The sequence below is a fragment of the Streptomyces sp. NPDC107765 genome (genome assembly GCF_055657085.1).
In genome coordinates this window covers 72,009-97,295 of sequence record NZ_JBVKBL010000004.1, presented here as the reverse complement: position 1 = coordinate 97,295, position 25,287 = coordinate 72,009, and the positions used below count along the sequence as shown (strand labels likewise).

The 25,287-nt window shown below is 69.4% G+C and carries 18 protein-coding genes and 1 pseudogene; 11 read left to right on the top strand and 8 right to left on the bottom strand.

Features of this window, described 5'->3' with window-relative positions:
* Positions 1-9: 9 nt before the first annotated feature.
* The 3 genes from ACZ7MX_RS12040 to ACZ7MX_RS12030 are packed head-to-tail and all read right to left on the bottom strand — an operon-like array spanning position 10 to position 1,864.
* Positions 10-1,143 carry a hypothetical protein gene (locus ACZ7MX_RS12040; RefSeq protein ID WP_472131451.1) on the bottom strand — a complete coding sequence of 378 codons (1,134 nt, stop codon included), beginning with the start codon at positions 1,141-1,143 and terminating at the stop codon, positions 10-12.
* Entirely contained in the window at positions 1,140-1,598 is a 459-nt protein-coding gene (locus ACZ7MX_RS12035; protein WP_472131450.1) for a Pycsar system effector family protein, read from the bottom strand. Before ACZ7MX_RS12035 ends, ACZ7MX_RS12040 begins: the two co-directional genes overlap by 4 nt.
* Complete coding sequence (locus ACZ7MX_RS12030; RefSeq protein WP_472131449.1) at positions 1,595-1,864, bottom strand: DUF6284 family protein; 270 nt, start codon at positions 1,862-1,864, stop codon at positions 1,595-1,597. Before ACZ7MX_RS12030 ends, ACZ7MX_RS12035 begins: the two co-directional genes overlap by 4 nt.
* A 668-nt stretch (positions 1,865-2,532) precedes the next feature.
* On the opposite strand from ACZ7MX_RS12030, the gene ACZ7MX_RS12025 reads away from it, so the two are divergent.
* The 3 genes from ACZ7MX_RS12025 (at position 2,533) to ACZ7MX_RS12015 (ending at position 5,687) form a co-directional block, all read left to right on the top strand.
* The gene (locus ACZ7MX_RS12025) at positions 2,533-3,330 is read left to right on the top strand and encodes a GntR family transcriptional regulator (RefSeq protein ID WP_472131448.1); all 798 of its coding nucleotides are present in this window, start codon (positions 2,533-2,535) and stop codon (positions 3,328-3,330) included.
* Positions 3,327-3,992 (top strand): YdcF family protein, encoded by a 666-nt coding sequence (locus ACZ7MX_RS12020; RefSeq protein WP_472131447.1) that lies wholly within the window; start codon positions 3,327-3,329, stop codon positions 3,990-3,992. The genes ACZ7MX_RS12025 and ACZ7MX_RS12020 overlap by 4 nt, the downstream gene beginning before the upstream one ends.
* 357 nt (positions 3,993-4,349) lie before the next feature.
* Entirely contained in the window at positions 4,350-5,687 is a 1,338-nt protein-coding gene (locus tag ACZ7MX_RS12015; protein WP_472131446.1) for a pentapeptide repeat-containing protein, read from the top strand.
* A gap of 198 nt (positions 5,688-5,885) precedes the next feature.
* On the opposite strand, the gene ACZ7MX_RS12010 is transcribed toward ACZ7MX_RS12015, so the two are convergent.
* Positions 5,886-7,145 carry an adenylate kinase family protein gene (locus tag ACZ7MX_RS12010; RefSeq protein WP_472131445.1) on the bottom strand — a complete coding sequence of 420 codons (1,260 nt, stop codon included), beginning with the start codon at positions 7,143-7,145 and terminating at the stop codon, positions 5,886-5,888.
* A gap of 1,363 nt (positions 7,146-8,508) precedes the next feature.
* Positions 8,509-9,546, bottom strand: coding sequence for a bifunctional DNA primase/polymerase (locus ACZ7MX_RS12005; protein WP_472131792.1), 1,038 nt, complete (start codon positions 9,544-9,546; stop codon positions 8,509-8,511).
* Between the two features lie 739 nt (positions 9,547-10,285).
* On the opposite strand from ACZ7MX_RS12005, the gene ACZ7MX_RS12000 reads away from it, so the two are divergent.
* From ACZ7MX_RS12000 to ACZ7MX_RS11970, 7 genes are all read left to right on the top strand, one after another.
* Complete coding sequence (locus tag ACZ7MX_RS12000) at positions 10,286-10,594, top strand: hypothetical protein (protein ID WP_472131444.1); 309 nt, start codon at positions 10,286-10,288, stop codon at positions 10,592-10,594.
* Positions 10,595-10,946: 352 nt separating this feature from the next.
* Entirely contained in the window at positions 10,947-12,260 is a 1,314-nt protein-coding gene (locus tag ACZ7MX_RS11995) for an acyl-CoA dehydrogenase family protein (RefSeq protein ID WP_472131443.1), read from the top strand.
* Complete coding sequence (locus tag ACZ7MX_RS11990) at positions 12,257-13,303, top strand: bifunctional MaoC family dehydratase N-terminal/OB-fold nucleic acid binding domain-containing protein (RefSeq protein WP_472131442.1); 1,047 nt, start codon at positions 12,257-12,259, stop codon at positions 13,301-13,303. The genes ACZ7MX_RS11995 and ACZ7MX_RS11990 overlap by 4 nt, the downstream gene beginning before the upstream one ends.
* Positions 13,303-14,643: an acyl-CoA dehydrogenase family protein gene (locus tag ACZ7MX_RS11985; protein WP_472131441.1), complete on the top strand. Its 1,341-nt coding sequence runs from the start codon at positions 13,303-13,305 to the stop codon at positions 14,641-14,643. The genes ACZ7MX_RS11990 and ACZ7MX_RS11985 overlap by 1 nt, the downstream gene beginning before the upstream one ends.
* 85 nt (positions 14,644-14,728) lie before the next feature.
* Positions 14,729-15,289 carry a MaoC family dehydratase gene (locus ACZ7MX_RS11980; protein WP_472131440.1) on the top strand — a complete coding sequence of 187 codons (561 nt, stop codon included), beginning with the start codon at positions 14,729-14,731 and terminating at the stop codon, positions 15,287-15,289.
* Positions 15,286-16,533 (top strand): lipid-transfer protein, encoded by a 1,248-nt coding sequence (locus tag ACZ7MX_RS11975; RefSeq protein WP_472131439.1) that lies wholly within the window; start codon positions 15,286-15,288, stop codon positions 16,531-16,533. The genes ACZ7MX_RS11980 and ACZ7MX_RS11975 overlap by 4 nt, the downstream gene beginning before the upstream one ends.
* A gap of 126 nt (positions 16,534-16,659) precedes the next feature.
* The gene (locus tag ACZ7MX_RS11970) at positions 16,660-17,193 is read left to right on the top strand and encodes a SigE family RNA polymerase sigma factor (RefSeq protein WP_030416267.1); all 534 of its coding nucleotides are present in this window, start codon (positions 16,660-16,662) and stop codon (positions 17,191-17,193) included.
* A gap of 535 nt (positions 17,194-17,728) precedes the next feature.
* Here ACZ7MX_RS11970 and ACZ7MX_RS11965 read toward each other — a convergent pair.
* Both ACZ7MX_RS11965 and ACZ7MX_RS11960 read right to left on the bottom strand, forming a co-directional pair.
* A pseudogene (locus tag ACZ7MX_RS11965) lies at positions 17,729-18,223 on the bottom strand (response regulator); the annotation flags it as partial.
* Complete coding sequence (locus ACZ7MX_RS11960; RefSeq protein ID WP_472131438.1) at positions 18,220-22,725, bottom strand: HAMP domain-containing protein; 4,506 nt, start codon at positions 22,723-22,725, stop codon at positions 18,220-18,222. The gene ACZ7MX_RS11960 and the pseudogene ACZ7MX_RS11965, both read right to left, overlap by 4 nt.
* Before the next feature lie 125 nt (positions 22,726-22,850).
* Between ACZ7MX_RS11960 and ACZ7MX_RS11955 the strand changes: the two genes are divergently transcribed.
* A complete protein-coding gene (locus ACZ7MX_RS11955) occupies positions 22,851-24,716 on the top strand; it encodes a SpoIIE family protein phosphatase (protein ID WP_472131437.1) in 1,866 nt (621 codons plus the stop codon).
* Between the two features lie 50 nt (positions 24,717-24,766).
* Here the strand turns inward: ACZ7MX_RS11955 and ACZ7MX_RS11950 are convergent, their stop codons facing one another.
* The gene (locus ACZ7MX_RS11950) at positions 24,767-25,003 is read right to left on the bottom strand and encodes a hypothetical protein (RefSeq protein WP_472131436.1); all 237 of its coding nucleotides are present in this window, start codon (positions 25,001-25,003) and stop codon (positions 24,767-24,769) included.
* Positions 25,004-25,287 lie beyond the last annotated feature (284 nt).

The window sequence follows — 25,287 nt, the reverse complement described above, 5'->3', positions numbered from 1 at the left end:
GCGGGCCTCTCAGACGTTGACGGTGACGGTGGAGTGGCGGGCAGCGTCGGCCGCGACGGCGCGTGCGGCGGGGTGGTAGCGGGGGGTGTCGCCCTTGCGCCGGCGGGGCGGCGCGGACCGCTTGCGCGGGGCCTTCGCGCCCTTGTCGGCAGTGGGGGGCATTTGGTTCGCGACCTGCGGCTTTTCGCGGCGCAGCGGCACGACGTTGCCGGTGTCGGGGAGCACGTACTGCGGGTGTTCCAGCCCGGCGCGGATGCGTCGGCCGATGGCGTCCGCGTCCGGCGTGCGAGCCTCGATCAGACGGGTCGCAGCAGCGGCCGCGTGGCGCTCCAGGTCCGGGGTCATGCCGGGTGTGGTTGGGCCGTGGACGATGGTCCACGCAAGCTTCCAGGCGTCCTCGGCGGGCAGCGTGCCGAACGGTGCAGCAGAGATCAGCCGGTTGGCGACGCGCAGCACCTTGCGGTGGTGACGCCACCGGCGGGCCGCGTGCCGGCGCTCGTTACGGGCCTGTTCGTCCCGACCGGCGAGCGTCGAGACCCATTGCCGGATCTCGAACACGACTGGCCCCAGGACGGTCACGGCCGCCAGCCCCGCGCCGGCCGCCGCAGCGTCACCGGCGGTCAGCCCGTGCCCGGCAAGGGAGAGGCCGTAGCCGTAGTTGATGTGAGCGGCGAACGCGGCGCACGTGGCGACCAGGCCCCGCAGCAGCCAGCGCACCCACGCCGGTGCGGAGCGCGCGTCGGCGTAGGCGACGCCGGCCGCCATCACCCAGGCCGCGCCCTCCAGCCCGAGCGGGACCGGCGTCAGCATCGGGTGGATGCCGACGAAGTGCGCAATCTGTGCGGGCAGGGAGGCCAGCCCGGAGGCGACGACCAGGGCGAGCGTGCCGTTGCGGTAGATCTGCTCCGGGGTGAGGGCCTGCGCCCGACGCTCGGCGCGCTCTCGCCGGCGGTCCTGCCGCGCGGCACGGTCGGCGGCCTTGTCGGTGCGGGCCTGTTCCCGCAGACGGGCGGCGCGCTCGTCGTCCTCCCGCCGGCGGGCGGCGCGGCGCTCCTCGGCGGCCGCGGCGTCCTTGCGGGCCTGTTCGGCGGCCGCGGCCTGGTCGGCGCGCTTCTCCATGCGGAGTTCGGCGAGGTAGCTCATGAGCCACCGCCCCACGCGAGAATCCCCGCCAGCACCAGCAGCCCGCCGGCCACGCACGTCAGGTCGATCGCGCGCCGCAGCCGGCCGAACTTGAGCACGGCGATGCGGGAGAGCGCCGCGATGTGCGCGTGCCGGTCGTCCTCGCTCAGTGCGTCGCGGATCTCGTCGGGGGTGAGGGTGGCCCACAGCGGGAAGCCCTGCGGTCGGCGGCCCCCGCCCAGGTTGGGCCGGACCGTGAAGAGCAGCAGCCCCGCCGCCGCCAGCAGCACCGCCACCCCGGCTGCCCCGAACGCCACCGCGGCCGGGGAGAGGCGGACGCTGGTGGCGACCGACCAGGCCCCGGCCAGCATCGCGCCGACGAACGCCAGCAGCAGACTGGCCTTGGAGTCGGTGCGGGCAAGCTCCGCCTTGACCTCCGCGTGCGCCGCGGTCAGTGCCGTGTCCTGGAAGCTCATGCCCCCACCTCCGGCACGAAAGCCGTGGCGGACACGTTGGCCAGCTCCCGCCGGGCGGCCAGCACCCGGCGGCGGGCCCGCCGCAACCGGCGCTCGTCCACCTCCGAGGGAACCCGGTCGAGGACGATGATCTGCGCGTCGAGCAGCTCGACCTCCGCGGAGATGAGCGGCATCTCGGCGTCGATCGCATCAAGCTCCGCGGCCGTCGGGCCGCGGTCGTACTCGGTGGCGGTAACGACCGCCTGAACAGGACCGATGTTCCTCATCGGGTCGGCTCCTTTGACGAGTGGGACGGCCCAGAGCGGCCCCGGGATCGCACCCCGGGGCCGCACGCCGTCGTGAGAGTGGAGCGGTCCAGCTCCCCTCAACCCCGCCCGTACGAGCAGCCCCGCAGGGGCGCCCGGACGGGCGGAGGAGGCAACCGGCCGCAGCGCCACAGCACTGCGGATACACGGGCTTCACCGGTGCGCCGTTGCCACGGGCACCGGTCCCGAGCCGGGAAATCGGGTGCGTCATCGTCACTGCTCTGACGCCAGCAGGGCGGCGCGTACCAGGTGGCAACGAAGGGGCTGATCTTCAGAAATGAAGGGGTGCTCCCCAGCGCTGTTCTCCAGAGCTGGCACGCGGACAGGTCAGGTTCGCCTGCCACTAAGGGGCCGCCGCGGCCTTCTCCCGGGCCGTTGCGGGGACGGGGACTCGCACCCCGTCGACTTGGCACGCTGTTGAGTTCTCAAAGAACGACCGCTTCCTTCCAACCCGTGTTCGCGGGCCTTCCGGGCGGCGCTGGTCGTGCATTTGGTGCAGGCCAAACAAGGCCCTTAGCGCGCGCTGTCCTGGGACTGCGTTCGCTTGAGTAAGACAATGGCGCACAGTCCCAGGACTGTCAACAGTCCTGGGACTGTGTTTCACTGGACCCGTCGAGAGGAGCTCCGGGATGGCGCCCAAGTGGAGAGAGCTGGCGGACCGGCTGGCCGAGCAGATCAGGAGCGGGGAGTACGCCCCGGGCCAGCAGCTGCCCGAGATCCGGAAACTCGTCGAGGCAGGCGAGGGCTCGAAGTCCACCGTTCACCAGGCGTACAAGGCTCTTGAGGCGGAAGGGCTTGTCACGTCCTCCCGCGGCCACGGCACGGTCGTACGCGCGCAGACCCCGCTCAAGCGACTGGGGATCGAGCGCTACGACAAGGCCAAGTGGCGCGACGGGGATGAGGTCGCGTTCATCGCCGACCGAGTCGCTTCAGGGCGCGCCTATCGGCGCGGCGAGCAGACTCAAACCGTCAGCCGTGTTGAGGCTCCTGCTGCAGTAGCTGCTGCTCACGGACTCCCAGAAGGGGCCGAGGTCTACGCACGGGCAAGGCTCGTGAAGGAGGGCGAGCAGCCCACGCACACGTTGACCAGCTACTACCGGCCCGAGCACGTTGAAGGGACACGGATCGTAGACCCGACCCCGGGCCCGGCCGGCCGCGGCGGGGGCTTTCGGGTGCTGTACGACAACGGTTACGAGATCGACCACATGCGAGAAGAGCTGTTCGCGCGTGTCCCTACGCCCGACGAGGTCAAGCTCCTCCGGCTGCCGGCGGGAGAGCCCGTGGTCGAACTGCACCGGACGACGTACACGGCTGACGGCACCGTGGTCGAGTTCGCGATCGGCGTGCATGCGGCTTCACGCTTCGCCTGGTCTTACGACTTCAGAGTCCCTGACTCGGCCCGACGCGATGAGGAGGCAGGGAAGTGATTTCCGCACAGGCGTGGGCGGACGCCCAACTCCTTTGGGACTTCCAGCAGATGCACCACGAACTTCGGCCCTGCTCGATCGCGCTTGGCCTGGGTAGCCACGACCTCGGAGTAGCCGACACCGCCGCGGACCTGTTTCACCGCGGCATGATGCCGCTGATTGTCTTCACTGGCTCCACTAGCGCGACGACGCGGGAACGAATGCCGAGGGGCGAGGCCGTCCACTACCGGGAGCGCGCAGTGGAGTTGGGCGTTCCCGAGTCGGCGATCCTCGTCGAGCCTCGCGCCCGGAACACGGGCGAGAACATCCAGTTCTCCCGGGCCCTGGTGGACGACGCCGGCATCGACGTCACGTCCGTACTACTGATCAGCAAGCCGTACGAGGAACGACGCGCATACGCCACGGCGCGGAAGCTCTGGCCCGACGTGGAAATCGTGAGCGCCTCCACACCCATGACGTTCGAGGGGTACGTGGACTCGATAGGGGACCCCCGCTTGGTGATCGACATGCTCGTTGGTTCGTTGCAGCGGCTTCTGATCTACCCGAAACAGGGTTTCATGATCAGCCTGCCAGTGCCGGGCGAAGTGCGAGCGGCCTTCGATCGTCTGCGCGACGAAGGATTTACGAGCCGACTCGCCGGCGGTGCGAGCACCGCTCACTGAGCGAACCCTCGGGGCTTCACGAGTATGGGGAGCGGTCCTTGGTCCGTGGCACGCTGTTGCTACGGGTCTCGCGCGTAGCTGACGAACTCTGGCCCTGGAAATGCGTGGTGCCACCCACTGCAGCAACGAATGACGATCACTTCCCGCCCCACGTCGTGTCGGTGTTCCGCACCGAGCACTTCCCTGACGCTGCCGCCGCTACGGCTCACCGACACTCGATCGGTGTCCTCAAAAGAATGACACCACCCCCATGTCCGGGCTGGCTACAGCTCGCGTCCTGCAGTAGCACCGCTCATGCTTGAAGGAAGTTCAGGGCGTCGGTAGGGCGTGGCCTTGGTGTGCATGCGGGAGAGAGACGTGACTGAAGACGGAAGGGCAGCCCGAGCCCTGCGAGTGTTGTTTTCTCGGCTTGCAGGTGGCCTGGCGAAAATGTCCCACCCCGAACAGGATGCTTCTTTTGCCCCTATCAAGCCGCGACAAGATGACCAGGTTGCCTGGGAGTCTTACTGGGAAAGTATCGGGCAGCCGTGGAGGAAACGCCCAGAAATCTCCCCAGTTCGACAGCATAACTTTCGCCAAAGGCTAGCTTCTTCCAGCGACGTTCTTCGTGGTGCTTTTCCCTTCAGAGGAATCCATCTGCAACGCGATGACCTGGAGTGGCTGGTGGGCGAGAGTAGGAACGCTGCCGAAATTGATCTCCGCGGAGCGGATCTTAGTGGCGAAGATCTCAGCGGTCTTCCTTTGGGGCAAATTCGGGCTGGCATATCAGGACCTGATTGGAGGATGATCGATCAGCAGGTGCCCGATTCCGATCGCCGTGACATTCTTTATAGAATTGCAGGAGTGAATCTCCGCAGCTGTACCCTTATTGGAGCTGACCTTAGGGGAGCTGCTCTGTCATATGCAGACATGCGAGAGGCCAAACTGAGCGATTGCCACTTGGAAGGCGCCGACTTGTTTCGGGCGAATCTTGATGGAGACTTTCCTGCGAATCTGCACGGTGTGACCTTTGATCGAGACACAAGACTGAATGAAGCCAGGTTCGCATCCCCTCAAGGCGTGGCGCCGAGGATTTTCGATGTTCAGTGGAATGGCGTCTCTCTTTCCGGAATTGACTGGGGCGCGGTGAAAAAAGTCGCAGACGAGAAGAAGTCCAGTCATCAGGCGCGGAAGCGGCAGGGAGACACATGGGCAGTACACAATGCGCGTCGCATCACCTGGTATTCAGAAGCATCGCAATCTTATAGGCAGCTGAGTGAGGTACTTCGAGATCAGGGAATGTTCGACCATGCTCGTCGCTTTCTCTATAGGGCCGAAGTGGCGCGATTCTGGAGTCTGCTCCACTCGCTTTCAGATCCAAAGAAGTGGCCGACTTTCGCATTTTCGTTTATGTTGGGCGCCATTTCTGGCTGGGGATACCGCCTCTATCGAAGCATCTTTTTGTATTCCGCAACGGTCCTTCTCTTCGCTTTCTGTTATAGGCAAGGGCTTTCTGGAGGCCATGAGAGTTATAGCTGGCGAGAGGCGTTGGTGTTGAGTGTAGCCGCATTTCATGGAAGAGCCTTCTATCCAGGGGGCGAGATGTATAGCCCTGGCACAGATTTCGCTGCAGTGGCGGCTGGAGAGGCATTCGTTGGTCTGTTTATCGAAGCGATCGTAATTGCCACCTTCACTCGGCGGCTTTTCTCCGAATGAGGGTTTTCTTGTGACACTCAGAGCTGATCGCTGCATCTGTTGCTCGCGTAGCCTGGCGTGCCCCGGGTGAGCATGGATCCTATAGGCCAGTGCGGCAGCGGCGGCTTAAGCCTGGGGGCTCGCAAATGGGGCCTGCACTTGCGCTGACGCAACGCTGAGCGTGGGCATCTCTGCCTCACGAAGAACGGCCCAATCCTCTCATTCTGCAAAGTAGGCGAGCATTGCGGCCATTGCGCGGTCGGTCACTTCTGCGACCTCTCCCAGGCCGTGGATTGCAATTAGGCGTTGCTCGTCTTTGTATTTCTGGACGACAGTACTTGTGACTTGATCCCATATTTCCCAGCGCTTTCCGATTACCATCCTTGAATCATCTTCTCGAAGTGCGAGATCCCCGCCACAGATATCGCAAATTCCGTATTTCTTGGGTTTTGCGTAAACGACATGGTTGATGTGCATTGAGTTGTCCCTGCAGACCCGCCGACCGCTGCAACGGTGGAATGCCTCTTCCTGCGGGATATCGACATGTAGCGCTAGGTCAATCTTTTTCGCGTCGAGGGCGAGCACCTCGTCCAGTATTTCAGCCTGCCGCAAGTTGCGGGGGAAACCGTCGAGCAGGAAACCTTTGCGAACATCGTCCTGAGCTAGGCGGTTGATCATTGATTCCACAATCACTTCGTCAGGGATCAAATCACCTGCTTCCAATGCTCGCTTCATTTCAATTCCGAGCTTGGTGCGGTCGCTGATATTTTGGCGCCACACATCTCCAAGGGATACATGGGGGATGTTGAGATGCTTGCTGAGAAACGCGGCTTGGGTTCCTTTTCCTCCTGCCGGCGGGCCTACCAGTGCGATCCGGAGCGACTTTCTGTTACGCAGGCCTGCAGCGGGTTGATCAACATTGTCTTTTGCTGAACGCAGAATTTCAGACGCCTGCTTCCGGGCGGATGTAACGATGACTTCAGCTTCGGATTTTGCCGCTGCAAGAATCGCGTTCGCCTGCGCCTGTGCCTGATCTACGAGTGACGTAGCGAGGTCGGCTGGCGACGGGGGATCGTCCGATGCAGCGACGCTGGGAGTTTGCCCTGGAGCGGTCGGTGAGAGGGTGGATTGCGTCCCTCTTCTTCGAACCAGGCCTGCTTGGCGTTGCAAGAGCTTTACCCGCTTCCAGTGCTCACGCCACTGCTCTCGCGTCCTCTGGTCGGCACCACCTAGCTGACGTATCAACTCCAGGGTGAAGTCCAACGAAGGAAGCCGCTTGCCGGCTAAGACCTCAGAGATGGCGGACGGAGACAAGGTCACACGGCCCGTCCTTCGCGCAGACGCTGAGATCGTGCTGTAGGTCGGAGCGCCATGCTCAACGTGCGACTGGCGAAGAGCAGCGGCAAAGGTGGCCAGCTCACGTGCGTAGACGCGGGCGGCGTCACCATCGGAAGACTCAGTGGAATAGAACTCGATCATGCCACTCCTCCCCTGTGCCAGAGAGCTAAGCCTACGGCTACGCTCCCGAAGATCGCCGACGTTTGCCGAACATTGCCGAACCCGGGGCTCGTCCGGCGAAGTTCGGCGTTCTTCAGTGGCCCTAACAGCTTTCTCAGGGAGATTCGGAGGTTTACGAGTTACGTCGGTCCGTTATGGGACCGCACGCTAGGGCCGCTCTCATGGACCCATCGCACAGCGTTGTCCCCCGGCCGTCGGGGAACTGAACGGTGCGTAGGAAGAGGTGCTTCATGGCCGTCTGGCCGCGTACACGGTGCCCAGTCTGCCGCCGCTCCGTCGCGGTAAGTCCGGGTATGCGCAAGATCGTGGATCACAAACACCCGCGTCCTCGCGATCGGGCGCTGAACCTGCTGCTATGCCACGGGTCGGAAAGCATTGTGGAACTGAGTCGAGTACCTTCCTCGCCCCGCACTGTGGGGGCCGAAAGGTCGGAGCAAGAGCTGATGCTCTTCTGATGCAGCTGTGCAGACACCCCGTGTCGATCCGATCCGTACCTCCGCTACCTCAGCCCATGGACCAGGGGTGGACCGGCAAGAGCTGGTATGTGGGCACCACGGGTATTTCCGCAGCTCAGTAGCCTGCGGGTGGCCGGGGAAGCCTTCTCTTGAAAACTGTCGTGGCGGCAACGTCACCGTGGGTTCAAATCCCACAGCCTCCGCAGAGATCGGCGTCTTAGCTGGTCAGAAGGGGTGCCCGAACGGATCGGGTGCCCCTTCGGTGTTTCAGGTGTCGCAGTCTGCAGCGCGGTCGTCCCGGTTGGGGTCAGCTTGTGTGGGCGAGACGTGGACGAGGCGTGGACCGGAAGAGCGGTGGTCTTTCTTTTCTCTCGTAGGCGCGCGGTTCGCTGTGGGGAGGTTGGGCCGGGGTGCGGCTGCTCGTGCGGCTCTGCCCCCGGGGGGATGGCGAAGGGGGGGTGCTGCTTTCGCTGGAAGCGGCCTTTTTCTGTTGTCTGCTGCGCCGTCCCCTCGGAGGCTCCGTGTGTCCGGCCGTCTCAGGAGAGCAGTCGGCAAGGGGGAGGTCGTGGGGGACGCAGTGGGGGCTGGGGGTAAATGGGTGGCGGTGTGGGGGTGGTGGGGGGAAGTTTGGGGTTATGGGTTGTATGCGGGAGTTTGAGGAATTGGTTGCCGAGGCGGAGGTCGTTTCGGTGGAGGGGTGGGATTGGGCTACGGAGGAGCGGCCCTTGATCGAGGGCAGGAAGCCGGAGCGCGGGATTTAGCGGGGGGTGTTACCTCGGGGAGGGCGGTGTGTGGTCGGGGAGGGTGGTGGGTTGTCGGGGTGGGCGGTGTGTTGTGGGGGAGGGGCGGAGAGCCTTGGGTGGCGCCTGTCAGCGCTGGCGGGATGCTGAGGTGATGGTGGCGCGGGCCTCGTGTTCGGGGAGGCCGGTGTGGCAGGCGGCCTCGGTCAGGCGGGCGGCGAGTTCCGGGCCGAGGCCGTCCTCGTAGGCGCGGCAGGCGGCCCAGAAGAGCCGGGCGTTGCGCTGGCCGACCGGGGAGGAGCGCACGAAGCGCACGAGCGCCGCGGCGGGCTGGGGCGGGACGCCGGGCGGGGGCTCGTATCCGGCACCGGCGTGCTTCGGGGAGGCGCGCCGGGTGGGCATGGGCGGGGCCGTGAGCAGCGTGAGCAGGGCGCTGGGGACGAGGGCCGGGCGGGCCGGGGCGTTCGGGGCGAGGACGTAGCGGCCGTGGGCGGTGAGTGAGCCGGGGCCGACCAGATAGCCGCCCGCTCCGCGGACGTCTATACCGGGGGCGAGGCGGCCGACCGAGTTCGGGACGGGCGGGGACGGCGGGCCGGTGAACCAGACGTGTCGGCCGCCGCTGGGGGTGCGGACCATGATCGTCGGCGGGACCGGGAAGTCGTGCGCCTCGGTGAGGAGCAGCAGGGCGGTGAGGCCGTCGGCGCCGTTTTTGGTGTCGAGGTCGAGACCTATGAGGTGGTGCGGCGGCAGCCCGCAGGCGATGCCGTAGCCGGTGGCCCAGGGGGCGGCGGCGAACATGCGGCGGATGGTGAACGGGTCGGTGCTTGCGTCGTGGACACCGTGCCCGAGACGGCCGCAGCCGCCGTGGCAGGGCGGGACCTCGGGATGCCCACGGTGCGGGGACCGCAGGGCGGGCAGCTTGGCGCGGGTGAGGGGGAGGACGGGATAGCCGCGCTCGGCGGCCACCAGTGCTTCGGCCAGGGCGGCGGCATGGGCGGAGGGGTGAGCGTTGGGGGGTGGGGTGAGGGTGGGAGGGGGGCTGCCGTTCCTGTTGGGGGGTGGCGGGGGGTCGGTCGGGGTGTCGGTGGGGGTGCTGTGGCCGGCGGTCGGGTCGCCGGCCGTCCGTTCGCCGGCCGTCGGCTCGCCTGCTGTCGGTTTGCCAGCCATCTGCTCCACGGCCGTCGGTTTGCCAGCTGTCGGCTCGCCTGCCGTCTGCTCGCCTGCCGGCTGCTCGTCGGCCGTGGGGTGGTCGGTGCGGGGGTGGTCGGTCGGCGGGGCGGTGGGTGCGGTGGCCGGTGGGCGCGGTGGGGGCGCCCACCGCTTGTCGGCGGGTGGGCGTGACGGGGCGGCGGTCGGTGGCGCTTGCCGGCGCCCGTCGGCCGGTGAGGCGTGCCCACGCCCGTCGGTCGGTGAGGCTTGCCGGCGCCCGTTGGTCGGTGACTCCTGCCACCGCCCGGCGGTCGGTGGCTCGGTATGGCGTAGGTGCAGGGGTGCCATGCCGTTATTTTCGTACGAATGTTCGATGAAGGGAAGAGGGGCGCGCGGGGGAGGGCCCGTGCGCCGGGTGGCTGAGCCGGGCGGGTAGGGGGCGCTTATCCCTGTGGGGGTGGGGGTGCTGGTGTGCCGGTGTGCTCGTCGTGGGGTGGAGGCGGGGCGACGTGGTGCAGCGGGGGTTTACCCGGGGCTCCTCATGCTTGCGGGGGAATCGGGCCTTCGTGGCGGATTCGCCGGGGATTCGTGGGCAAGCCTGAGCTCGCGACGTCGCGACGTTGCGGCAAGCATCGTGGTGGCCGACCAACTGCCCGATGGAACAACGGAGTTACGCAATTGACCGGACGTGGTCGGGCCCCGCGGGCCCGGTTCGGCAGGTCGGATCCAGAAGTTGTGTTCCGTAGGAGGAATTGACATGGCAAGCACCCGTACTGCCCGCGTCCTCGCCGGTGCCGCCGCACTGCCCTTCGCGGTGGCGCTCCTTTCCGGCGTGGCGCAGGCTGACAACGGCGGCTTTGCGAGCAACGGGTCGAATGCGGCGTCGACGAGCCAGGGGGGCGTCCTCATCGGCGGCGACAATCACGGCAATGCGACCAACGGCCAGCAGGTCGCCAACGGTGCCGGCGTCGACAACCAGAACAACACCGCGAGCGTCAACGGGTCCGGTTTCACGACCATCGACCAGGGCAACGCCACCGTCAGCTTCGGGAACAACATCGGCTGACCCGGGGCCGCCGTATGGGGAGTGGCGGCTGACCGAGGGGTGATACGTCGAGGCCGGTACCGAGGGCATGGGCTGCCCGGGGTTCACCGCGCCGGCCTTGACAGTGAGCGGGTTTCTGACGGACAGTCAGGAACCCGCTCGCTTGTGTGCCCACCTACGTGTGCCCACCTGTGCGCGCCCACTTGTGCGGGACCACCTGTGCGGGCCCACTTGTGCGTGCCGGTGTGGGGCCGTCACGGACCGCCGGACGGCCGGACCGCCGGACCGCCGGGGCGGGGGGCCAGGGGGCCACGGGGCCCTCGGGCCGTCCGGGCCCGCCGGGATCCGGGACACAGAAGGGGAGGCCGTCGACGTGCACCTCGCCCCCACCGCGCGCCAGGAACGCCTGCGCGCCGAACTCCGCGCGTACTTCCGGGACGTGATGCCGAACGGAGTGCCGGAGGGTGCTGCCGCCCAGCGTGCGGTGCTGCGCCGGATCGGCGCCGACGGCATGCTCGGCCTCGGCTGGCCGACGGAGTACGGCGGGCAGGGGCGCGGCCCCGACGAGCAGTTCGTCTTCTTCGACGAGGCGTACCGCGCCGGCGTTCCGGTCTCCATGGTCACCCTCAACACCGTCGGTCCGACCCTGATGAAATACGGCACGCGGCGGCAGAAGGAGTTCTTCCTGCCGCGGATCCTCCGGGGCGAGATCGTCTTCGCGATCGGCTATACGGAGCCGGAGGCCGGTACCGACCTCGCGGCGCTCCGTACTCGTGCGGTGCGCGAGCCGGCCTCTGATACGGAGGGGCGGCAGGAGCCCCTGGGAGGCGCAAAGGGCGGCGGGTCCGGTAGTGGAGGCGTAAGCGGGACCGGTGGCGAGGCCGGTGACGCGGCCGGTGTCGGGACCGGTGGGGAGGCCGGTGACGCGGCCGATGGGGAGGCCGACGGGTGCTGGCTGATCAACGGGGCCAAGACCTTCACCAGTAACGCTCACCAGGCCGACTGGATCTGGCTGGCCTGCCGCACCGATCCCGACGCGCCCAAGCACAAAGGCATCTCGATCATCCTGGTGCCGACCGGTGCGCCGGGCTTCTCCTGGACGCCGATCGAGACGGTCGGCGGGCTGCGGACCACCGCCACGTACTACGACGACGTACGCGTTCCGGCCGGCCACCTCGTCGGTGCGGAGAACGCCGGCTGGCAGCTCATCACCAACCAACTCAACCACGAGCGCGTGGCGTTGGCCGCGATCGGCATGCAGGCCGAGGATGCGTACCGCGCGGCGCTGGAGTACGCCCGGACGGCCGACCCGCAGACCGGGGAGCGGCCGGCGGACCGACCGTGGGTCCGGTCCCGGCTCGCCGAGGTGCACGCGCGGCTGGCCGCGACCCGGCTGCTGAACTGGCGGCTGGTCGGTGAGGTGGGCGCCGGGACGCTCAGCCCCGGCGATGCCAGCGGGGTCAAGTTCGCCGGGACGGAGAGTGCGGTCGAGGTCTACCGGATGTGCCAGGAGGTGGTCGGCGAGGCCGCCCTGGTGCGGGCCGGTTCGCCGGGCGCCTACGGGGACGGCGAGCTGGAGCGGATGAACCGTGCGGCGCAGATCAACACGTTCGGGGGCGGCGTGAGCGAGGTCCAGCGGGAGATCGTCGCGACGATGCGGCTGGGGATGCGGAGGGGACGGCGATGACGGCCACCGGGGACCTGTTCGAGCGGCTGAAGGCGTACGAGGGGCGGCCCGCGGCCACCGCCGGCGTCGGCAAGGACCCGGTCAACGCGGCGATGATCCGGCACTGGTGCGAGGCGATGGGGGACGCCAACCCGGCGTACGAGGGGCCCGACGCGATTGCCCCGCCGACGATGCTCCAGGCGTGGACGATGGGCGGGCTCTCCGGCCATCAGGGCCGCTCGGGGGCGTACGACGAGCTGTCGGCGCTGCTGGACGGCGCCGGCTGCACGGCCGTGGTGGCGACCGACTGCGAGCAGGAGTATCTGAGGCCGCTGCGGCCGGGCGACCGGATCACCTTCCACGCGGTGATCGAGTCCGTGTCGGAGCGCAAGGTCACCAAGCTGGGGGCCGGTCACTTCGTCACGACGCGGATGGACATCCTGGCGGACGGGGAACTGGCGGGGACGCACCGCTTCCGGATCCTCAAGTACGCCCCGGCGCAGGCACGTCGGGAGGGGCCACAACCGCCACCGCCACCGCCATCGGCACCGCAGGCGCAGGCCCACTTGGAGCGGGCGCAGGCACCAGCACCGGCACCAGCGCAGGCACCAGCACCAGCGAAGGCACGGCGGCCGCGGCCGGTGATCAACCGGGACAACGCGGGGTTCTGGGAAGGCGTGAGCCGGCACACGCTGCTGATACAGCGGTGCGGTGGGTGCCGGACGCTGCGCTTCCCCTGGCTTCCCGGTTGCCAGGCGTGTGGCTCCCCCGAGTGGGACACGGTCGAGGCGAGCGGCACCGGCACCGTCTACTCGTACGTGGTGATGCACCACCCGCCCTTCCCGGCCTTCGACCCGCCTTACGCGGTGGGGCTCATCGAACTCGCCGAGGGCGTGCGGATGGTCAGCAACGTGATCGGCGTGCCTTGCGACAAGGTGCGGATCGGGATGCCGGTGCAGCTGGAATTCCTGTCTGTGGACGAGGAGTTGGAGCTGCCGGTCTTTCGTGGGGCCGAGGCGTGCGGTGGCCGGTCTTCCGTGGGGAAGGGGAGGGCTGAGGGCTGATGGACTTCACGCCCACCGAGGAGCAGTCCGCCGCCCAGCAGCTCGCGGCGCGGATCTTCGGCGACCTCGCGACGCACGACCGGCTCGCGGCGGCCGGTACCGCCGCGGACGCCGAGCTCTGGAAGGCGTTGTGCGCGGCCGGGCTGCCGGCGGCCGTCGAGGAGATCGGGCTGCTGGGGCTGGCGCTGGTCCTGGAGGAACAGGGCCGCACCACCGCGCAGGTACCGCTCGCGGCGACCTGCGCGTACGGCGTGCTGGCCGTCGCCCGGCACGGCACGGACGAACAGCGGGCACGGCTGCTGCCGGCGCTACGGGACGGCACCGCGGTGGCGACCGGCGCGTTCCCGGCACGGGGCGCCGTCACCGCCACTGCGGGCGCCCTCCCGACGACTACGGGTGCCCTTCCAGCGACTACGGGCGTCGTCTCCGCGACTACGGGTGCCCTCCCCGCAACTACGGGCGTCGCCCCCGTGCCTACGGGAGTTGGCACCGCGTCCCCCTCCGGGCAGGCGATCGTGGGCGGTGGCACCGGGTGGTTGACCGGAGTCGTCCCCGTTGTGCCGTGGTTGCGGGACGCCACCCACGTACTGGTCCCGGACGCGGAGCGGGTGCTCTGGCTGGTGCGTGTCGCGGCTGCCCGGGTCGAGCCGGTGGAGATCACCGCGCCCTGGGCGGCGGGGCGGCTCACGCTCGACGGAACGCCGGCGGAGCGACTGGGCGGGACGCGGGCCGATCGGCTCGTCGGCACGCGCAGAGGGCGGCTGGGCGGCCCGCGAGGGGACGGATCAGCGGACCGGCCCCCGGCCCCGTACGACGACGTACTGGCGTGCGCCCGCATCGCCTTTGCCGCCCTGCAGGCCGGGGTCTGTGCCGGCGCGCTGGCGCGTACGGTGGCCCACACCACCACCCGCGAACAGTTCGGTCGCCCGCTCTCCACCAACCAGGCGGTCCTGCTCCGCGCGGCCGACGCGTACATGGATACCGAGGCCATCCGCGTCACCACCTACGAGGCGGCCTGGCGCCACGACGAGGGGCTGCCGTGCGACGGGCAAGCGCTGACCGCCGCCTGGTGGGCCTCCGAGGCGGGCAGGCGCGTGGTGCACACCGGCCAGCATCTGCACGGCGGCATCGGCGCGGACCTCGAACACCCCGTCCACCGGCACTTCCTCTGGGGCCGCCAGCTCGACGCCCACCTCGGCTGCGGTGCCGAACTCCTGGAAGAACTCGGTGACTTGCTGACCGAGCCGGTGCCCGAGCCGGTGGCCGAGTCGGTGGCCGAGCCGGTGATCGATCCGGTGATCGAGCCGTCGACCGAGGAGGAGCAGCATGACGACGCCTGAACGGCACAGACCTGAACAGGGCGACGCACCTCAGCAGTGCACACCCGAAGAGCGCATGCCCGAAGAGCGCATGCCTGAAGAGCGCATGCCTGACCAACGCACGCCGGACCTCCGTGCCGACCTCGGGGCCCACCTCCGTGCCGACCTCCGGGCCGGTGACGTACTGCCCGCTCTGGAGATTCCGATCACCCGGACGCTGATCGTTGCCGGTGCCCTCGCTTCCCGCGACTACCAGGACGTGCACCATGACGCCGAGCTCGCCAAGGAGAAGGGCTCCCCCGATATCTTCATGAACATCCTCACCACCAACGGGCTGGTGGGCCGCTACCTCACCGACCACTTCGGTCCCACCGCCGTGCTGCAGAAGCTCGCGATACGGCTCGGTGCTCCCAACTACCCGGGAGACACCATGACGTTGACGGCAACGATCACCGAGGTCGGCCGCGCCACGGACGCCGCCCCGGCCCCCGCCCGGGCCCCCGCTCCGACCCCCACCCCCGGTGGGACCACCGTCCAGGTCCGCATCATCGGCACCAACGCGCTCGGTCACCACGTCACCGGCACGGCGACCCTCCGCCTGCCTCCGGGTGAGGCCGCGGCGTCCTGCGCGTCCTCGCCCCGCCTTTCCCCGGAGGGCACCGTATGAGCCTGCACCGCCCCGACGCGCTCTCCGGGCGCGCCGCCATCGCTGGGATCGGCGCGACGGAGTTCTCCAAGGATTCCGGCCGTAGCGAGCTCAAGCTCGCCGTCGAGGCGGTACACGCCGCACTCGACGACGCCGGGCTGGGCCCGGCCGACGTCGACGGTCTGGTCACCTTCACCATGGACACCACCCCCGAGATCACCCTCGCGCAAGCAGCGGGCATCGGGGAGCTGACCTTCTTCTCGCGCGTCCACTACGGCGGTGGCGCGGCCTGCGCAACGGTCCAGCAGGCGGCCCTCGCCGTCGCCACCGGAATCGCCGAAGTCGTCGTCTGCTACCGGGCGTTCAACGAACGCTCGGGCCGCCGCTTCGGTTCCGGCGTCCAGGAACGGCAGCCCTCCGCCGAGGGCGCGGCGCTCGGCTGGAACCTCCCCTTCGGTCTGCTCACCCCCGCCTCTTGGGTCGCGATGGCGGCCCAGCGCTACCTCCACACCTACGGCCTCACCCCCGAGGCCTTCGGTCATGTCGCGGTCACGGATCGCCGTCACGCCGCCCGCAACCCGGCCGCGTATTTCTACGGCAAACCGATCACCCTCGCCGATCACGCGGCCTCCCGCTGGATCGCCGAGCCGCTGCGGCTGCTGGACTGCTGCCAGGAGACCGACGGCGGCCAGGCCCTCGTCGTCACGACCCGCGAGCGGGCCCGTGACCTGCGCCAACCGCCCGCACTGATCACGGCCGCGGCCCAGGGCGCCGGCCGCGCCCAGGAGCAGATGACCAGCTTCTACCGCGACGACCTGACCGGCCTGCCGGAGATGAACGTGGTGGCCCGCCAGCTCTGGCGCACCTCACGACTGACCCCCGCCGACATCGACGTCGCCATCCTCTACGACCACTTCACCCCCTTCGTCCTCATGCAGCTGGAAGAGTTCGGCTTCTGCGCGCCCGGCGAGGCGGCCGGCTTCGTTGCCGCGGACGTCCTTCCGTTGAACACCCACGGCGGCCAGCTCGGCGAGGCGTACCTGCACGGCATGAACGGCATCGCCGAGGCCGTCCGGCAACTCCGCGGCACCTCCCCCAACCAGGCCCCGGACGCCACCCACGTGCTGGTCACGGCGGGGACCGGCGTACCGACCTCCGGGCTGGTCCTCAGCCGGGACCAAGCCGCCACCCCGGCCGGTCCCACGGCGGGCCCCACAGACAGTCCACCGGCCGGTCCCCCGGACAGTCCAGCGGCCGCCCCCTAGGGGACCGCCGGGCCCCCTCCCCCCAGAGGAGGTGGGGCCCGCCGTCTCCGTACAACTTGAGGGGGAGACCGCTTCGGCACCTGGGACCGATCCGCCCGCACCCCCCTCGCTCCTAGCGTGGGAGCCATGACCACGCCTGTGTGCACCAGCGCTTCGACCGCCGCTGTGTTCCCCAGCTTCTCGTCCTACGTACGGGCCCGGGGGCCGGTCCTGCTGCGCGCCGCGCGGTCCCTGTCCGCCAACCCGAACGACGCCGAGGACCTCCTCCAGACCGCCCTGGCCAAGACGTATGTGGCCTGGGAGCGGATCGAGGACCACCGCGCGCTGGACGGCTACGTCCGCCGCGCGCTGATCAACACCCGTACCTCGCAGTGGCGCAAGCGCAGGGTGGAGGAGTTCGCCGTCGACGAGCTCCCCGAGCCCGACCCGCTGCCGTCCCCCGACCCGGCCGAGCTGGAGGGCCTGCGCGATGCGATGTGGCGCGCGGTGATGCGGCTGCCCCCGCGCCAGCGGGCCATGGTCGTCCTCAGGTATTACGAGGACCTGAGCGAGGCCCAGACCGCCGAGGTCATGGAGGTCTCGGTCGGCACGGTCAAGAGCGCCGTCTCCCGCGCCCTGGCCAAGCTCCGCCAGGACCCCGAACTCGCCATGATCGCCTGAGGGAACGGCCCGGAGAGGGAGACGGAGGAGAGGGAGACGGAGGCGGGGCTTACGCCTCGCGGTTCACCAGCAGTCTGCCGACCGCCTCTTCCAGTTCGGCGACGCGGTCGGCCAGATGGGTGCGGTCGACCGAGGAGGCGTCGCGCAGGAGGAGCTCCAGGTCTGCCAACTGGCCGGCGATGTCCGCCAGACGGGCCGCATCGCCCGGAGCGGTAGCGGGAGCGGTAGTGGGGACGGGGTCCGGGGCGGAGGACCTGGGGGTCGTCGGGTGGGGTACGGGGCCTTCAGGGGGGCCGCCGGCTACCTCGGTCTCCCCGTGCGCCTTGGGCGTCTTGGGTTCCCCGTGCGCCTTGGATTCCCCGGACGTCGCGGATGCGGCCGCGCTCTCCGGCACGTCAGCAGCCGCCCGGGTCTCCTCCGGCGCATGGATCTCCTTGGGCCCATGCCCCTCCTCGGCCCTCTCCGCCCCGCGAGTCTCCGTGGAGGCGGAGGCGGAGGCGGAGGTGGACGTGGGGGTGGGCGTGGGGGTGGACGTGGACACGCCCGCCGCCTGTTCCGCTTCGGCTGCGCCCGGGCGGTTCTCGTTCGTCAGGAGGCGCTTCAATTGTTCTGCCTGGGCGGCCAGTTGGCGGTTTTTGCGGTGGAGGTCCAGGAAGACGTTCACCTTGGTGCGCAGGAGCCAGGGGTCGAAGGGCTTGATGAGGAAGTCCGCGGCGCCGACCGTGTAGCCGCGGTAGGCGTAATTGGGGTCGACCGAGGCGCCGGTGAGCAGAATGATGGGCACGTCCTTCGTCTGGTCCAGGCCCTTGATGTTGGCCGCCGTCTCGAAACCGTTCATGCCGGGCATCAGGACGTCGATGAGGACCACCGCGAATTCCTCGCGGAGCATTGCCTTGAGGGCTTCTTCGCCGGAGCGGGCGCGGACGACTTTCTGGGTGAGGGAGCCCAGCACGGCCTCCAGTGCGACGAGGTTCTCCTCCATGTCGTCGACGATGAGGATGCTCGATGAGGTGTCCGGTGTCGTCGTCATGACCGCCGCCCCGACTCCGGTCCCGCCGTGTCGTCCTGCCGGTCAACCTCTCCGATTTCCTTGGCCGCCGTGGCCGCCCCGGCCACCGTGGTCTCCGCGGCCTTCCCGGTCGCCTTGGGCTCTCCGGCCTCCCCAGCCTTCCCGCTCTCCCCGCCCTTCCCGGTCTGCCCGGCTTTTCCAGCCTTGTCCCCGTCCCCGTCCCCGTCCCGGTCCCCGTCCCCGCCGTCCGGATCGCAGGCGCCCCCGGAATCCTGGCCCGCATTCGGGTCCAGCAGTTGGCAGATCACCGAAAGGAGACGGTCCACGTCCACCGGTTTCGGGATGTAATCGCTGGCGCCGCTTTCGATCGCCTTTTCGCGGTCGCCGGGCATGGCCTTCGCGGTGAGCGCGATGACCGGCAGGTCCGCGAATCGCGGGGCTTGTCGGATCGCCTTGATCATCTCGTAACCATCCATTTCCGGCATCATGATGTCCATCAGCACCAGGGAGACGTCCGGTGTCCGGTCGAGAACTTCAAGGCCCTCGCGGCCGTTCTCGGCGTATTTCACATTGATGCCGACCCGGCCCAGTACGTGGGTGAGCGCGAAGACGTTGCGGATGTCGTCGTCGACGATGAGGATCCGGCGGTTCATCAGGATCTGGCCGGGGCGGCCGCTCAGCCAGTCCTTGAGGCGGGTGGTCTCGGGCCAGGTCACGTCGCCGCCGTCGGTGGGGCGGGGGGCCGTACGGGGAGCGGCCGACTCGGACCGGCCGGGGAAGGCGTCGTCCGGCGGGCCCTGGCCGCCCGCTGCCGGGGCGGACGGCACGGTCGGAGCGGCCGGTGCCCCCAGGGTGACGGGGGCGAGCCCGGTTCCGCGGGCGGTCCCGCCGCCCGGGCGGTGCTCCGCCGCCACGCCGGGGCGGACCTCGGGCCCGCCGTCGGGCCTGGGCTCGGTGCCGTCGACGGGCCGGGGTGACGCGGCCGGGCCGAGGGCCGGGAGCGGTGCGGTGTAGCGGGCCGGGACGTAGAGGGTGAAGGTCGAGCCGACGTCGGGTTCGCTCTCGGCGGTGATCCGGCCGCCGAGCAGCGCCGCCATGTCGCGGCTGATGGACAGGCCCAGGCCGGTGCCGCCGTATTTGCGGTTGGTGGTGCCCTCGGACTGCTGGAACGCCTCGAAGATCCCGCCGAGTTTCTCCGGCGGAATGCCGATACCGGTGTCCTTGACGGAGAACGCGACGACATCGTCGGCGGTGCGCAGCGATTCCTCCTCGAAATGCCGCCCGGAAACGCGCGCCACGAGGAGTTCCACGCCGCCGGTGGAGGTGAATTTCACCGCGTTGGAGAGGAGGTTGCGGAGGATCTGCTGCAGGCGCTGTTCGTCGGAGAACAGTTCCTCGGGGACGTCGTCGGCGACCTTGACGTCGAAGGTCAGGCCGCGGTCGACGGTGAGCGGCCGGAAGGTCGCGCGGACGTAGTCGAGGAGTTTGATGAGCGGCAGCGGCTTGGGGTGCACGTCCATCCGGCCGGCCTCGATCTTCGACAGGTCGAGGATGTCGTTGATCAGCTGGAGCAGGTCGGAGCCGGCCCGGTGGATGGTGACCGCGAATTCCACTTCCTGCGCGGAGAGCCGTCCGTCGGGGTTGTCGGCGAGGAGCCGGGAGAGGACCAGCAGGGAATTCAGCGGGGTGCGCAGCTCGTGCGACATGTTCGCCAGGAATTCGGACTTGTACTGGGAGGAAGTGGCGAGGAGTGCGGCCTTCTCCTCCAGTTCGGCGTTGGTGAGCTGCAACTCGTCGGAACGCTGGCGGAGTTCGGCGGTGAGCCGCTGGGATTCCGAAAGGAGCGATTCGGTGCGGGAGTTGGCGATGATGGTGTTGATGGACACCCCGATGGTGTTCACGAACTGGTCGATGAAGGCGAGGTGGACGTCGCTGAAGCGGCTGAAGGACGCCAGCTCGATGACGCCGAGCACCTGGTCCTCGAAGAGGACCGGCAGGATGACGATGCTGGCCGGGGCGGCGGCGCCCAGGCCGGAGCTGATGGTGATGTAGTCGGGCGGTACGGCGTCGACCACGATCCGCTTCTTCTCCATGGCGGACTGGGTGATCAGCCCCCAGCCGGGGGTGCCCAGACGCAGCCGCGGCAGGGAGCGCCGGCCCTCGGGCTGGCCGGTGCCGTAACCGGCGATCAGCTCCAGGCCCTCGCCCGGCTCGGCGCCCGCCTCGGCCAGGAAGAACGCGCCGAACTGGGCGTTCACCAGCGGCGTCAGCTCGCGCAGGATCAGGTCGGCGACCTCGACCAGGTCGCGGTGGCCCTGCATGAGGCTGGCGATACGGGCGAGGTTGGACTCCAGCCAGTCCTTGGCGCGGGTGGTCTCGCGGAGGTTGGCCACCATCAGGTTGATGTTGTTCTTCAGCGCGGCGACCTCGCCCTGGGCGTCCACGGTGATCGAGCCGGACATGTCGCCCTGGGTGACCGCGCTGGCCACCTCGGCGATCGCGCGCACCTGCGTCGTCAGGTTCAGTGCCAGGTCGTTGACGCTGGTGGTCAGCCGCTTCCAGGTGCCGTAGACGCCCTCGACCCGGGCCTGGCCGCCCAGCTGTCCCTCGCTGCCGACCTCACGGGCGACCCGGGTCACCTCGGAGGAGAACGAGGAGAGGGTGTCGACCATGGTGTTGATCGTCGTCTTGAGTTCGAGGATCTCGCCGCGGGCGTCGACGTCGATCTTCTTGGACAGGTCGCCCTTGGCGACGGCGGTGGCGACCTGGGCGATGTTGCGGACCTGGGAGGTCAGGTTGTCCGCCATGAAGTTGACGTTGTCGGTGAGGTTCTTCCAGACGCCGGACACGCCGTGGACCTGGGCGCGGCCGCCGAGCCGACCCTCGGTGCCGACCTCGCGGGCGACCCGGGTCACCTCGTCGGCGAACGCCCGCAGCTGTTTGACCATGGTGTTGACGGTGTCCTTGAGTTCGAGGATCTCGCCGCGGGCGTCGACGTCGATCTTCTTGGACAGGTCACCGTTGGCGACGGCCGTGGTCACCTGGGCGATGTTGCGGACCTGGGAGGTCAGGTTGAGCGCCATCGAGTTGACGTTGTCGGTGAGGTCCTTCCAGACCCCGGACACGCCCCTGACCTGCGCCTGACCACCGAGGTTGCCCTCGGTGCCGACCTCGCGGGCGACGCGGGTGACCTCGTCGGCGAAGGCGGAGAGCTGGTCGACCATGGTGTTGATCGTCGACTTCAGTTCGAGGATCTCGCCCTTCGCCTCGACGGTGATCTTCTTGCCGAGGTCGCCCTCCGCGACCGCGGTGGCGACCTGGGCGATGTTGCGGACCTGGGACGTGAGGTTGTCCGCCATGAAGTTGACGCTCTCCGTGAGGTCCTTCCAGACCCCGGATACGCCCCTGACCTGGGCGCGGCCGCCCAGCTGGCCTTCGGTGCCGACCTCGCGGGCGACGCGGGTGACCTCGTCGGCGAAGGCGGAGAGCTGGTCGACCATGGTGTTGATGGTCGACTTCAGTTCCAGGATCTCGCCGCGCGCGTCCACGGTGATCTTCTGGCTCAGGTCACCGTTGGCGACGGCCGTGGTCACCTGGGCGATGTTGCGGACCTGCCAGGTGAGGTTGGACGCCATGAAGTTGACGTTGTCGGTGAGGTCCTTCCAGACCCCGGACACGCCCCTGACCTGGGCGCGGCCGCCCAGCTGGCCTTCGGTGCCGACCTCGCGGGCGACGCGGGTGACCTCGTCGGCGAACGCCCGCAGCTGGTCCACCATCTTGTTGACGGTCAGCTTCAGCTCCAGCAGCTCGCCGGTGGCCTCGACCGTCACCTGCTGGGTCAGGTCGCCGCGCGCCACCGCGGTGGTGACCACCGCGATGTCCCGGACCTGCGCGGTCAGCCGCGACGCCATGGTGTTGACCGCCTCGGTCACGTGCAGCCAGTCGCCGGACAGCCCCTGGACCCGGGCGCGGCCGCCGAGCCGGCCCTCGGTGCCGACCTCGCGGGCCACCCGGGTCACCTCGCCGGTGAACAGGGAGAGCTGATCGACCATGCGGTTGACCCCGCTGCCCAGACGGCGCAGATCGCCGCGTAGCTCCCGGCTGCCGTCGTGCAGCTCGACGTGCTGGGTCAGATCGCCGTCGGCCACCGCGTCCAGCACCCGGGTGGCCTTGGCCAGCGGGACCACCAGCGCGTCCAGCACGGTGTTGGCCGCCTCGATGCTGGTCGTCCAGGCGCCCTGGCCGGGGCTGGCGGAGATCCGCTCGTCCAGCCGGCCCTGCCGGATGATTTCTCCGCGCACCCGTTGGAGTTCGGAGGACAGATGGGCGTTACGGGCCACGATCTGGTTGAGGGCGCCGACCAGGTCCGCCAGGACGCCGTCCCCGGCGGGGCCGTCCGGGATCTCCACCCGGCTGGTGAAATCCCCGTCGCGCAGCGCATTCATCGCCGCGAGCAGCGGCCGCAATTCGCTCGTGCGCACCCACTGGCCGTTGCCGTCCGGCTGGGGCGGGTCAGGAGCCATGACGCACCCTCCCCCCAATGATTGTTGTGGAGAGACACATTCCCGCGGAGAGATCCATTTGGGGCGGGTATGACATAGTATAAAGCGCTTGTAATCACATTCTCCCGGTATATCAGGGGCCCGTAGTGGCAGCGCTGTCCAGCCCGTACGCGACGGAAACCGTGTCCCGGAAGGGTCTGCCGGCCAACCAGCTCGCGGCTTCCGGTGCGCGCAAATTCGTCCGCGCGCTGCTCACCGAACGGGCCGCCGCACCGCCCGCCACCGCCGGACCGGGAGCCCCGGCGATCAGCTCCGAACTCATCTACACCGCGGTACTGCTCACCAGCGAGCTGGTCACCAACGCCGTGATGTACGCCGGCACCGACATCGACGTCACCTGCCGCCTGGAACACGGCCCGCCGCCCGACCCCGGAACCGGGAGCGGCCGGGCGACGGTGGGCGTGGTCCTGGAGGTCTCCGACCGCCACCCGGCCCGGGGCGTGCGCGGCGGGGTGGACGCCCGCACGGGAGAGCCCGGATACGGCCTCCAGCTGGTCAGCGCGCTGTCCGAGGCATGGGGCGTCACCTACCGCAGGGCGGTCAAGACGGTCTGGTTCCGGCTGGAGGCCACCGAGGGCGAACCGGTCAGCCCGTCCCAGCCCCGGCCCCGGCCTCCGGCCGAGGAGCACCGCGCCGAGCCCCCGGCCCGCCCCGGCCACCCGGAGGCCGGGCTGCCCCCCGCGGCGCACGCAGCCGAATGGGCCGACCGCGGCGGCCCGTCCTTCCTCGCCGAGACCAGCGAGCTGCTGGCCGGCCAGCTCGACCAGGACATGGTCACCGCGCTCGCCGCCCAGCTGCTGGTCCCCCGGCTCGCCGACTGGTGTGCCATCTGGCTGAGCACCGAGGGCGGCGGACGGCAGCTGTCCCGGGTCTGGCACGTCGACGAGCGGCGCATCCCCCCGCTCCGCGCCGACCTGGAGCGCGACCCGCCCCGTGAGATGTTCCGCACCGGCGGCACCCCCTGGCCCTGGCCGGAACACGCCGGCGCGTCCCCGGCGGGCGGCTCGGCGCTCGCCTTCCCGCTCACCGCCCGCGACACCGACCAGGGCGTCCTGCTGCTCGGCCGGGCCGGACACCTGCGGATGACCGACACCGTGGTGCGGATGGTCGAGGACGTCGCGCGGAGGGTCGCCCAGGCCGTCCACACCGCCCGTCAGTACACCCGGCAGACCACCATCAGCCTGGCCCTCCAGCGCCGTCAGCTGCCCGCCTCACTGGCCAGCATCGAGGGCGTGGACACCGCGATCGTCTACGAGCCGCACGGCGAGGGGCAGACCGTCGGCGGCGACTTCTACGACGTCTTCCCCATGGGCGGCCGCCGCTGGTGCTTCCTGCTCGGCGACGTCCAGGGCAAGGACCCCGAGGCGATGTCCGTCACCGGACTGGCCCGGCACCTGGTCCGGCTGCTGGCCCGCGAGGGGCACGGCGTGGAGTCCGTCCTCGGCCGGCTGAACCTCGCCATGGCCGAGGAGACCGCCGAGGCCATGGAGCTGGGCGGCGAGCAGGCCGGCGCCCGCTTCCTGAGCCTGCTGTACGGCGAGCTGGAGGTCGACGCCGGCGTGCCCGGCGCCCGCTGTACGGTCGCCAGCGCCGGGCATCCACCGCCGCTGCACATGTTCGTCGACGGCACCGTCGAGCCGGCCTCCGAACCGCAGATGCTGCTCGGCATCGACGAGGGCACCGAGTACCAGGCCAGCTCCTTCGACCTGCGGCCCGGCGAGACCCTGCTCTGCGTCACCGACGGGGTCACCGAACGGCGGTGCGGCAACTGGCAGTTGGACGACAACGACGGTCTGATCGAGGTGCTCAGGGACGGCCTCGGGCTGGGCGTCAAGGCGCTGGCCGAGCACGTACGGCGGGCCGCGCACGACTTCGGCACCGGCCCGGTGGAGGACGACCTGTCGGTGCTGGTCCTCCAGGCGCTGCCGCCGACGGTCGAGCCACGGACCTGAGGGCCGGGAGCGGCGGCGCGGCCGGTCCGGGTGGGCCGTACCGCCTGGGCTCAGGCCCCGCCGGCCCGGCTGACCAGCAGCTCCCCGCCGCCCGCGACGACCCCGCCGCCGTGTCCGGCGACCGGGTCGAACTGCCCGCCGGACAGCCGGTGCCCGGGCGCCGCCCCGCCGTCGGCCGGCCGCAGCACTTCGGTGGTCCGCGGCGCCGCCTGGGCGGCACCGGACGCCAGCACGCCGACACCGCCCAGGGCGGCGAGGACGAGGCAACGGCGGAGGTGGGGGCGCATGAGGGGCTCCAATGAGCAGGGGTGACCGGTTGCCCGCCAGCGTGCGGCCCGCCCCGGCGCCACACAAGCAACCCGTCCGGCGGGCCATCCCTGTGGGTGAACGCCCGGCTCGCGTCCCGGCCGGCCGCAGGTGACCGGACCCGATCCGCAAGTGACCGAACTCGCACGCAGGCAACCGAACAGAAGGAAGAAATCAGTCTCGTGGCCGCCGGCTAGTGACATACCGCGTGGTATGCCAGCACAATCACCAGGAAATTACCCTCGCGTAACGGCCGCTGTCTTGG